10 protein-coding genes are annotated in these 8988 nt (G+C 66.5%); 4 read left to right on the top strand and 6 right to left on the bottom strand.

What is annotated here, in order from left to right; all coding sequences use genetic code 11:
- Window positions 1-116: 116 nt before the first annotated feature.
- Entirely contained in the window at window positions 117-1643 is a 1527-nt protein-coding gene (locus N7E59_RS05265) for a sodium:solute symporter family protein (RefSeq protein ID WP_261623870.1), read from the bottom strand.
- Window positions 1640-1900 carry a hypothetical protein gene (locus tag N7E59_RS05260; RefSeq protein ID WP_261623869.1) on the bottom strand — a complete coding sequence of 87 codons (261 nt, stop codon included), beginning with the start codon at window positions 1898-1900 and terminating at the stop codon, window positions 1640-1642. Before N7E59_RS05260 ends, N7E59_RS05265 begins: the two co-directional genes overlap by 4 nt.
- A 284-nt stretch (window positions 1901-2184) precedes the next feature.
- Here N7E59_RS05260 and N7E59_RS05255 point away from each other — a divergent pair, with 284 nt between their 5' ends.
- From N7E59_RS05255 to N7E59_RS05240, 4 genes are read left to right on the top strand one after another with little or no spacing between them, the layout of a single operon-like run.
- The gene (locus tag N7E59_RS05255) at window positions 2185-3420 is read left to right on the top strand and encodes a CaiB/BaiF CoA transferase family protein (RefSeq protein WP_261623868.1); all 1236 of its coding nucleotides are present in this window, start codon (window positions 2185-2187) and stop codon (window positions 3418-3420) included.
- Window positions 3420-4358 (top strand): hydroxymethylglutaryl-CoA lyase, encoded by a 939-nt coding sequence (locus N7E59_RS05250; protein ID WP_261623867.1) that lies wholly within the window; start codon window positions 3420-3422, stop codon window positions 4356-4358. Before N7E59_RS05255 ends, N7E59_RS05250 begins: the two co-directional genes overlap by 1 nt.
- Before the next feature lie 13 nt (window positions 4359-4371).
- On the top strand, window positions 4372-5025 hold the full coding sequence (locus N7E59_RS05245) for a GntR family transcriptional regulator (RefSeq protein ID WP_261623866.1): 654 nt from the start codon (window positions 4372-4374) through the stop codon (window positions 5023-5025).
- A gap of 4 nt (window positions 5026-5029) precedes the next feature.
- Window positions 5030-5704, top strand: coding sequence for a DNA alkylation repair protein (locus tag N7E59_RS05240; protein ID WP_261623865.1), 675 nt, complete (start codon window positions 5030-5032; stop codon window positions 5702-5704).
- A 6-nt stretch (window positions 5705-5710) separates the two neighbouring features.
- On the opposite strand, the gene N7E59_RS05235 is transcribed toward N7E59_RS05240, so the two are convergent.
- From N7E59_RS05235 to N7E59_RS05220, 4 genes are all read right to left on the bottom strand, one after another.
- Window positions 5711-6016 carry a cupin domain-containing protein gene (locus N7E59_RS05235; protein ID WP_261623864.1) on the bottom strand — a complete coding sequence of 102 codons (306 nt, stop codon included), beginning with the start codon at window positions 6014-6016 and terminating at the stop codon, window positions 5711-5713.
- A gap of 45 nt (window positions 6017-6061) precedes the next feature.
- The gene (locus N7E59_RS05230; RefSeq protein WP_261623863.1) at window positions 6062-6628 is read right to left on the bottom strand and encodes a DUF3887 domain-containing protein; all 567 of its coding nucleotides are present in this window, start codon (window positions 6626-6628) and stop codon (window positions 6062-6064) included.
- A 109-nt stretch (window positions 6629-6737) separates the two neighbouring features.
- On the bottom strand, window positions 6738-8405 hold the full coding sequence (locus tag N7E59_RS05225) for a formate--tetrahydrofolate ligase (RefSeq protein WP_261623862.1): 1668 nt from the start codon (window positions 8403-8405) through the stop codon (window positions 6738-6740).
- 42 nt (window positions 8406-8447) lie between these two features.
- Window positions 8448-8969 (bottom strand): methyltransferase family protein, encoded by a 522-nt coding sequence (locus tag N7E59_RS05220; RefSeq protein WP_261623861.1) that lies wholly within the window; start codon window positions 8967-8969, stop codon window positions 8448-8450.
- Between the last annotated feature and the right edge of the window lie 19 nt (window positions 8970-8988).

The raw sequence follows: 8988 nt of genomic DNA, 5'->3' as shown, positions 1-8988 counted from the left end.
GACGACAGCATGACCTTCCTCCCACCCCACGAGCACAGCCGAAATGTGTGGCCTGCGCTGTCGATCGGCTGCCCCCGTGCATCCGGCGCCCCGAGGAGATCCGCTGAGGACCCGCCTCACCTCGCCACCTTCTCCAGCCGAGTCATCTCCTCGATGTCACGCTGGGTCTCCTCGGAGGGGCTGAACACCAGGGAGCCGACTACGCAGATCACGAAGTTCAGGGCCAACCCGATGGTTCCGCCGTGGATGCCGTAGACGGTGCTGTTCCCGGTCAGGGTGAGGGCTCCGGCGACGACCGCGCCGATGAGCATTCCGACGAAGACCGGTCCGGCGCTGAGCCGCTTCCAATAGAGCCCCAGGATGAACGCCGGGGCGACCTGGACCAGGATCTCGAACTTGAGGACGAATATCTGGTACAGGGTGCCCGGAGGATTCCAGGCCACCCAGAGGAGCAGCGCGATCATCGCGATTCCCGTGAACTTCCCCACGAGCACCTTGGCACGATCGCTGGCGTCGCGCTTGATGTACTGGCCGAAGATGTCGTGGGAGATCATGGACGAGAACGAGAGCAGCACCGAGTCTGCGGTGGAGACGATGGCGCCCACGATCGCTCCGAAGAACAGGATCATGGCCCAGTAGAAGATCGGGTGCAGCGAGGCGACGTCGTTGGCCAGCAGGCCGACCAGCTGTTCGGAGGCCCCCACCTCGAGTCCGGGGTAGAGATCGATGCAGATGATGCCGACGATGAACACCAACCCTGAGGTGATGAACGGCATCCACGCCATCCGACCCAGCGAGCGCTTCAGCACCCGCTCCGACGACGAGGAGTAGATCCGCTGGATCGCGTGCGGATACATGGCCGCCCCGAAGGCGACGATGACGAGCATGGAGAGCCAGTTGATGTTCGTGGCCGCATCGGGCACGCCGATCTTCTCCGGCGCGTTCGCCGCGATGTTGGCCGTCAGGTTCTCGATTCCACCACCGGTGAGCACCAGCGCCCCGACCAGCATCACGGCGATTCCGATCATGAGCATGATGCCCTGCAGCGCATCGGTCACTGCGACGGCCTTCATGCCGCCGAGCCACTCGTAGGTGAGCATGACGACGATGAAGCCGATGACCGCCCAGCCGTAGGGGATCGCGCCGCCGGTCAGACCTGAGACCGCATGGCCGATGGCCACCAGCTGCTCGAGCAGGTAGTTGGCCAGCCCCCAGAGCATCAGGACGATGGCGAGGATCGTCACGGCGCGTGACCGGAATCGATCGGAGATCCAGTCCGTCGGAGTGATGAAGCCACGGCGCCGCCCGATGACGTAGAGCCGCGGTGCGAACAGGAGATAGACGGCGATGATGAGGGTGAAGAACGGGATCGACTGCAGCCAGGAGAAGCCCTCACGGTAGGCCTGGGGTGCGTATCCGACGACCGTGTTGCCGCTGTACTGGGTGGCGTAGAGGGTGAAGAACAGGGTCACCATTCCCAGTCCTCGACCCGCGAGGTAGTAGTCGCTGACGGATTTCCCGATGTCTCGTCCGCGACCGGCGAGCCATCCGACGGCGATCATCATCAGGGCGTAGATCGCCAGGATCACCAGGGAGTCGATGCCGCCGAAGACGAGCTGAGGCTGCTGCTGCGCCACTGTCATGCCGACTCCCCCTCCTCAGGAGCCGGGCGTGAGGCTGCTGCGGTCTCCTCGTCCTCGACGATGTCCCACTGCGTGAGGCTCGCCCAGTGCAGGAACGCGCTCAGAGCCACGGAGAACACCAGCACCAGGACCACCCACAGGGGGAGTCCGAAGACGAAGGGCTCGATCATCCCGGTGGGCAGGTACCACGGGGCGTTGATCACGAACAGTCCGAGCAGGACCATCCATATCCAGGGCTTGCGGATGGGTTCCTTCATGTCACACCTCTTCGCCGGCTGAGCCGGGGAGTCGCATCGTGGGGGTCTGGGCCGACGGCCGATGTCCTGCGGCGATGTGTCGACGATCTGAACGTCGGTGAAGTGGATCACACCTCGTTGGGAAGTAAACACTAATTGTGCACAATACGGCAAGTGTCACACGATGACCCCTGGTCAGAGCGCGTCTTTACGCGGAATTTTCTACGTCCTATGGCGGAGGCGACCATAGATTGCATACACTGTGGCCAATCCTCATCCACCGTGCCTGAGAGAAGGAGCCACCCATGACGGACGCCCCGCCTGTGCCGGAGGCTTCGGCGCCGAGCACCACAGGCCCGCTCTCCGGAGTCCGAGTGGTGGAGATGGGGCAGCTCATCGCCGGCCCCTTCTGCGGACAGATCCTCGGTGACATGGGAGCGGAGGTCGTCAAGATCGAAGAACCTCGTCACGGCGACCCGCTGCGCCAGTGGGGTCAGTCCGCCGCCGACGGGGACTCCCTGTGGTGGTCGGTGCTGGCCCGGAACAAGAAGTCCGTCGCCCTGAACCTGCGAAGCGACGACGGTCAGGCGATCGCGCGTCGCCTCATCGACGAGGCCGACATCCTCATCGAGAACTTCCGTCCCGGATCGCTCGAGCGCTGGGGTCTGGGATATGAGCGCCTCGCGGAGACGAATCCGGGGCTCGTACTGATGCGCGTCTCCGGGTTCGGTCAGACCGGCCCCTACGCCGAACGCCCTGGGTACGGGTCCATCGGTGAGGCCATGGGTGGGCTGCGCTACGTGGTCGGCGACCCGTCCACCCCTCCGTCGCGGGTCGGGATATCGATCGGGGACACGCTGGCCGCTATGTTCGCGACCATCGGTGGCCTCAGCGCCCTGCACGAGCGCAGCGTCTCCGGACGCGGTCAGGTCGTCGACGCCTCGATCTACGAGTCTGTGCTGGGCGTGATGGAGTCCCTGGTCCCCGACTGGGCGGTGGCCGGAGTGCAGCGAGAGCGCAGCGGGTCGATCCTGCCCAAGATCGCACCGAGCAACGTGTATCCGACGAGGGACGGACAGTGGATGATCATCGCCGCCAATCAGGACACCGTCTTCCGTCGGCTCTGCACGGCGATGGGTGAGCCGGAGCTGGCCGACGACGAACGGTTCGCCACCCACCTGGCCCGCGGAGAGCGTCAGCAGATGCTCGATGAACGGATCGCGGAGTTCTCCCTGAGCCTCGAGGCTCAGGAGCTGGAGGACACGCTGACCGCCCACTCCGTCCCCATAGGGAAGATCTTCACACCCCAGGACATGCTCGAGGATGTCCAGTTCCGACACCGCGGCTCGATCACCACCGTCGATGATTCCCGGCACGGACGGGTCCGCATGCAGAACGCCTTTCCACGACTCAGCCGCACGGATTCGGCGGTGCGATGGTCGGGACCGAGGCTCGGGGAGCACACCACGCGCACCCTGCAGGAGCTCGGATACGACGACGAGGTCATCCGTGGATGGCGGCAGGCGGGAGTGGTGCGCTGATGTGGGATCTCCCTGAGCAGACGAGGGTGGTCGAGGTCGGGCTGCGCGACGGTCTCCAGGCCGTGGAGGCCGGGCTGACCACGGCGCAGAAGATCGACATCGTCCACCGACTGATCGAGACGGGGGTCCGCGAGATCGAGGTGGCCTCCTTCGCCCACCCGAAGGTCCTGCCTCAGCTGGCCGACGCCGAGGAGGTCCTGGCGGAGGTGCCCCGGACGGCCCGAGTGCGGTACAGGGCACTCGTTCCGAACCTGCGGGGCGCTCAGCGAGCCGCGGAGTGCGAGATCGACGAGGTCGCCGTGGTGATCCCGGCCGAAGACGGAATGGCGCTGAAGAACCAGGGAAGGACGACGGATCAGCTGCTCGGGGAGCTGCAGGCGATCGGGGAGCTCGCGCGTTCGTCCGGGCAGCAGCTGGTCGTCGCCGTCGCCTGCGCCATGTTCTCGCCGTGTCACGGTCCTGTCGAGTCGGAGCGACGGAACAAGGTCCTCGCGGCGGCCCGGAACGCCGGTGCGGCGGGGGTGTACCTCGCCACGACCACCGGCCAGGAGCATCCCCGCGAACTGTACGACGCCGTCGTCGAGACCCGTCAGCGGTTCCCCGAGATGGACTGCGGAGTACACCTGCACAACCGCAACGGATTCGCGCCGGCCAACGCACTGGCCGCGCTTTCTGCGGGGGCGGGATGGTTGGAGAGCTCGTTCGCCGGGCTCGGTGGGGACATGTGGTTCCCAGGGGATCCGACCGTTCTGGGGAACATGGCCACTGAGGACCTGGTGCACCTGCTCGACGGGATGGGTGTCCGCACCGGCATCGACCTGGAGGGGTGCCGGGGCATCGCTGAATCCGTCATCGCAGAGACGGGGTTCCCTGTGAGCTCCTTCGTGATGCGAGGCGGCACCAGGGCGGATCTGGCGAACGCCACGTGGCCTGAGTAATACCCTCGTTGCTGTGACGACCTTCGAATCCGACGAGTCCAGGGGTCCCTCCGTGACCGAGCAGCTGCTCAGCATGCTCACGGACGGGACGATCGGTGCGGGGGAGCGGATCCGTGAGGCCGACATCGCTCGGCGCTGCGGGGTCAGCAGGACGCCGGTGAGGGATTCGATCCGGGAGCTGGCCGGTGCAGGTGTTCTGGTCCTGGAGCCAAATCGAGGAGCACGCGTTCGGTCGTACTCGATCCGCGAGATCGAACAGATCTATCGGTCTCGGGCATTGGTGGAGTCGCACTTGGCGGCGCTGGCGGTGCCGGAGATGACCGAGCAGGATGTCGCCCATCTGAAGGAGCTCGCCGCCGAGATGCGTGAACTGGGCGAGGACCCCGCCCGGCGCACTGAGCTCTCCCAGCTGAACAACCGGTTCCACAGGTACTACATCAGCCGTGTGGAGGGGCACCCCCTGATTTCGACGGCCGAGCAGCTGATGGTCCCGCTGTTGGTCTCGAAGGTGATGGTCACCTACGATCCCCGACTCACCGCGATCAGTATGGACCATCACGACGAGCTGGTCACCGCCGCCGAACAGGGGGACCCGGAGTGGGCGGCATCGCTGATGCGGACTCATATCCTCAGCGGATGGAACCGGTACCGGAGCGTGGTGGAGTGATGTCATGCCGTCGATGACCACGGATCAGGTCCTGAAGGAGCTGGCCGATCTGGAGGATCCCAAGATCCTCGCGGTGAACCGGAAGCACGGCGACGACCACGCAGTGAACCTCACCACGCTGCGCGCCGTCGCGAAGCGACTGAAGACCCAGCACGATCTCGCCGTCGAGCTGTGGGCCACCGATGACAGCGCCGCGCGGCTCCTGGCGCTGCTGATCTGTCGGCCGAAGGCGTTCACCCCTGACGAGCTCGACGCGATGCTCCGGCAGACTCGCACGCCGAAGGTCCATGACTGGCTGGTCAGCTATGTGGTGAAGAAGAGCCCCCACGCCGAGGAGCTGCGCACCGCATGGCTCGCCGATTCGGCCCCCGAGGTCGCGGCCGCCGGTTGGGCGCTGACCACCGAGCGTGTGGAGAAGAGGCCCGAGGGTCTGGATCTCGAGGGGCTGCTGTCGACCATCGAATCAGAGATGTCTGCGGCGCCGGAGAGGCTCCAATGGGCGATGAACCACTGCCTCGCCCAGATCGGGATCAGTCATGCGGAGCAACGTGCCCGGGCGATCGGCGTCGGAGAGCGACTCGGGGTCCTCAGGGACTATCCGACCCCTCCGAACTGCACCTCCCCCTACGCTCCCGTCTGGATCGCAGAGATCGTGAGACGTCGGGAGGAGCAGGGATAGGGAGTCTCATCCCGCTGGGGACTGCCGCTTCAGCTCGATCTCCACGAAGGCGCACTCCGAGTCCGACTCATTGACCACGTTGTGCCGGGCCCCGGCCCGACGCGTGTAGCTGCGTCCGGGGACGAGGTCGTTCGGTGCGACCTCACCGTCGGAGTGGACCTGGAGGGTCCCGCCGGTCAGCGGCACCACGACGTAGTCGAACTCATGGGTGTGCTCACCGGTCTGGGTGCCCGGCGCGAAGCGCCATTCGGTGACCCTGACATTCTCGTCGTCGATCTGAACGGTGGCCTCGGCAGTGACGTCGGTACTCATAGATGCAGTCCTATCAGGCCCGGGCCGCCGGGGGAACAGGGGTGGTCAGAAGGGCAGCGGACTGTAGTCGGGCGGGAGGATGAGCAGCCCGACGATGCGCCGTCGGTCGTCGAACGCGACCCTTCCCATCCGTTCTCCGGCCTCGCAGTTCAGCGTCGTGACGCCGACGACGGTTCCCATGATCTGGTCGTCCTCCTCGATCCTGTCCCCGGCTGGGAGGACGACGTGCGTGTCGTCGAAGGACTCCTTGGCACCGAACTCCGTGAGCACCGACGTCCAGACCTGGGAGATCGTCGAGGCGGTGAGGTCGGGTCCCACATCGGGATGCAGCATCTGCTCGAGTGCGTCGTAGTCGGCGGTGGAGATGAGGTCGAAGACCTGCTCAGTCCGGGTGCGGATCTCTGTCAGTGACATGGGGACTCCTGTGATCTTCCGGCTGTCGACCGGATCGGTGACTTCTCCGAATCGCTTGAATGCGGCCTGACGGCTCATGCCCAGCGCCCGACCGATGTCCACCCAGGTCCGCCCTTCATAACGAGCCTGACGGACGCTCTGCCGGAGCTGTTCCTTGGCCTGGTCGAGGTGCTGTTGAGCCTGTCTGATCGGATCCATGCCATCAGTAAACCTTTGGTTGACAGGCTATGTCAACCAAAGGTTTACATCGTGCGGATTCGATCTCCCGGTCACAGGTGCGAGCTCAGGTGCCTGCCCCGTCGCATCCTCAGGAGAGGCCGCTCACCCCGCCGTCGGCGGTGATGTCCATGTCCAGCGCCGCAGGGTGCTTGGGCAGTCCGGGCATCGTCATGATGTCTCCGGTCAGCACCACGACGAATCCGGCGCCGGTGCGCACCTGCAGGTCCCGGACGGTGAGCGTGAAGCCCTCCGGGGCGCCCCGCAGGGACGGGTCGTCGGAGAAGGAGTACTGGGTCTTGGCCACGCACACCGGCAGCCTGTCCCATCCCTGGCGCTCATATTCGGCGAGCTTCCGACGGGCGACGGAGGAGAACTCGGCGCCGTCGCCGCGGTACACCTCGGTGACCAGGGTGCGGATCTTCTCCTCCAGAGTCATGTCTGCCGCGTAGAAGGACTGCATCTCAGCAGGCTGTTCGAGCGCCCGGGACACCTGCTCGGCCAGGTCGACGGCACCGGCGCCTCCGCGGGCCCAGGCTTCGACCACCGCGCTGCGCAGCCCCTGCTCCACGCACCAGGAGCGCAGCGCCTCGACCTCGGCGTCGGTGTCGTGGACGAAGGCGTTGATCGCGATCACCGGCTCGGCACCGGCCCCGCGCATGTTGGTCACGTGGCGGTCGAGGTTCGCCAGTCCCCGGCGCAGCGCGTCGACGTCCTCGGTCCTGAGGTCGTCCTTGGCTACGCCGCCGTGCATCTTCAGCGCCCGTACGGTGGCCACCAGCACGACGGCATCCGGGTAGCAGTCGGCCTGCGGCGCCTTGATGTCGAGGAACTTCTCCGCACCGAGGTCCGCGCCGAAGCCGGCTTCGGTGACGACGACGTCAGCGAGCCGGCGAGCCGTCTGAGTGGCGCGGACCGAGCTGCACCCGTGGGCGACGTTGGCGAAGGGTCCCCCGTGGATCAGGGCGGGGTTCCCCTCGAGGGTCTGCACCAGGTTCGGCTGGACGGCGCGTTTGAGCAGAACCGTCATAGCGCCGGCGACACCGATGTCCGCGACCGTCACCGGCCGCCGGTCGTAGGTGCTGGCGACGGTGATCCTCCCCAAGCGGGCCTTCAGATCCTCCAGGTCAGTGGCCAGACATAGGACGGCCATGACCTCGCTGGCCACGGTGATCGTGAACTGGTCCTCACGCGGCACGCCCTGGGCCGGTCCGCCGAGGCCGACGACGATCTGGCGCAGTGCCCGGTCGTTCATGTCCAGGACCCGGCGGAAGTCGATGCGTCGCGGGTCGATGCCCAGCGCGTTGCCCTGCTGGATGTGGTTGTCGATGCTCGCGGCGAGGAGATTGTTGGCCGAGGTGATGGCGTGGAAGTCTCCGGTGAAGTGCAGGTTGATGTCCTCCATCGGCACCACCTGCGCATAGCCGCCGCCGGTCGCTCCGCCCTTCATGCCGAACACCGGACCCAGCGAGGGTTCGCGCAGGGCGGCCGCCGCCCTCACGCCGATCCTGTTGAGCCCGTCGGTCAGACCGACCGTCATCGTCGACTTGCCCTCCCCGGCCGGGGTCGGCGTCAGGGCGGTGACCAGGACGACCCGTCCCGACTGGGGGCGCTCACGGAGCTGTTCGGCGTCGATCTTCGCCATGTGGTGACCGATCGGATAGAGGGCCTCATCGCTGAGACCCAGGTCATGGGCGACGTCGCCGATGGGTCGGAGGTCCGCCGCGGATGCGATCTCGATGTCTGAGAGGTGACTCATGTCACGATCCTATGATCTGTGCCGTCGGTCGGTGAAGCGGTTTCAACCTGTGGAGGGTGTGTCGCCGAGCTGATCGTCGGGGGCTGCGGAACTGCGGGCGGACGTCCGGGAGGGGGACCACAGCCACCTGGGAGTCTGAGCGGCGTACTGCTCGTACTCGCCTCCGAAGCGCCGCCGCAGCGCCGCCTCCTCGACGGGGATCTGCATGCGGTCGATGGTCACGGCGAACGCCGCCGCCGGCGGAAGCGCCCAGAGGCTCCGCCGCACCACCGCGTGGGCGACCAGCAGCCCCGTCATGCCGACGTACATGGGATTCCGAGTCAGCCGATTCGGGCCGGTCCGGATCAGGGACGACGGCCGGTCGACGTCGACCGGATCGACGGTGGTGCCGCCGGTGACGAACCGGCGGATCGACTCGGCCAGCATCCACAGGGAGCCGCCCGCGATCACCCCGGCGCCGACGGTCGCGATCCGTGAGGGACGGGTGCGTGGCGCCGCGAGACGCTGCAGCGCACCGGCCGCACCCAGCAGCACGACCGGGGGCACACGCACGGAGACGTCCATGCTCACACGGTATCCGCGG

This window comes from Nesterenkonia marinintestina (genome assembly GCF_025420485.1).
GTDB classification, from domain to species: domain Bacteria; phylum Actinomycetota; class Actinomycetes; order Actinomycetales; family Micrococcaceae; genus Nesterenkonia; species Nesterenkonia marinintestina.
Note: the sequence above shows the minus strand (reverse complement) of the source record. Positions and strands in the feature narration are given on the sequence as shown.

What these genes read in the sequence shown, in the direction of transcription:
- N7E59_RS05265 (WP_261623870.1), bottom strand. Translation starts at nt 1,643, where the DNA reads ATGACAGTGGCGCAGCAGCAGCCTCAGCTCGTCTTCGGCGGCATCGAC.
- N7E59_RS05260 (WP_261623869.1), bottom strand. Translation starts at nt 1,900, where the DNA reads ATGAAGGAACCCATCCGCAAGCCCTGGATATGGATGGTCCTGCTCGGA.
- N7E59_RS05255 (WP_261623868.1), top strand. Translation starts at nt 2,185, where the DNA reads ATGACGGACGCCCCGCCTGTGCCGGAGGCTTCGGCGCCGAGCACCACA.
- N7E59_RS05250 (WP_261623867.1), top strand. Translation starts at nt 3,420, where the DNA reads ATGTGGGATCTCCCTGAGCAGACGAGGGTGGTCGAGGTCGGGCTGCGC.
- N7E59_RS05240 (WP_261623865.1), top strand. Translation starts at nt 5,030, where the DNA reads ATGCCGTCGATGACCACGGATCAGGTCCTGAAGGAGCTGGCCGATCTG.
- N7E59_RS05235 (WP_261623864.1), bottom strand. Translation starts at nt 6,016, where the DNA reads ATGAGTACCGACGTCACTGCCGAGGCCACCGTTCAGATCGACGACGAG.
- N7E59_RS05230 (WP_261623863.1), bottom strand. Translation starts at nt 6,628, where the DNA reads ATGGATCCGATCAGACAGGCTCAACAGCACCTCGACCAGGCCAAGGAA.
- N7E59_RS05225 (WP_261623862.1), bottom strand. Translation starts at nt 8,405, where the DNA reads ATGAGTCACCTCTCAGACATCGAGATCGCATCCGCGGCGGACCTCCGA.
- N7E59_RS05220 (WP_261623861.1), bottom strand. Translation starts at nt 8,969, where the DNA reads ATGGACGTCTCCGTGCGTGTGCCCCCGGTCGTGCTGCTGGGTGCGGCC.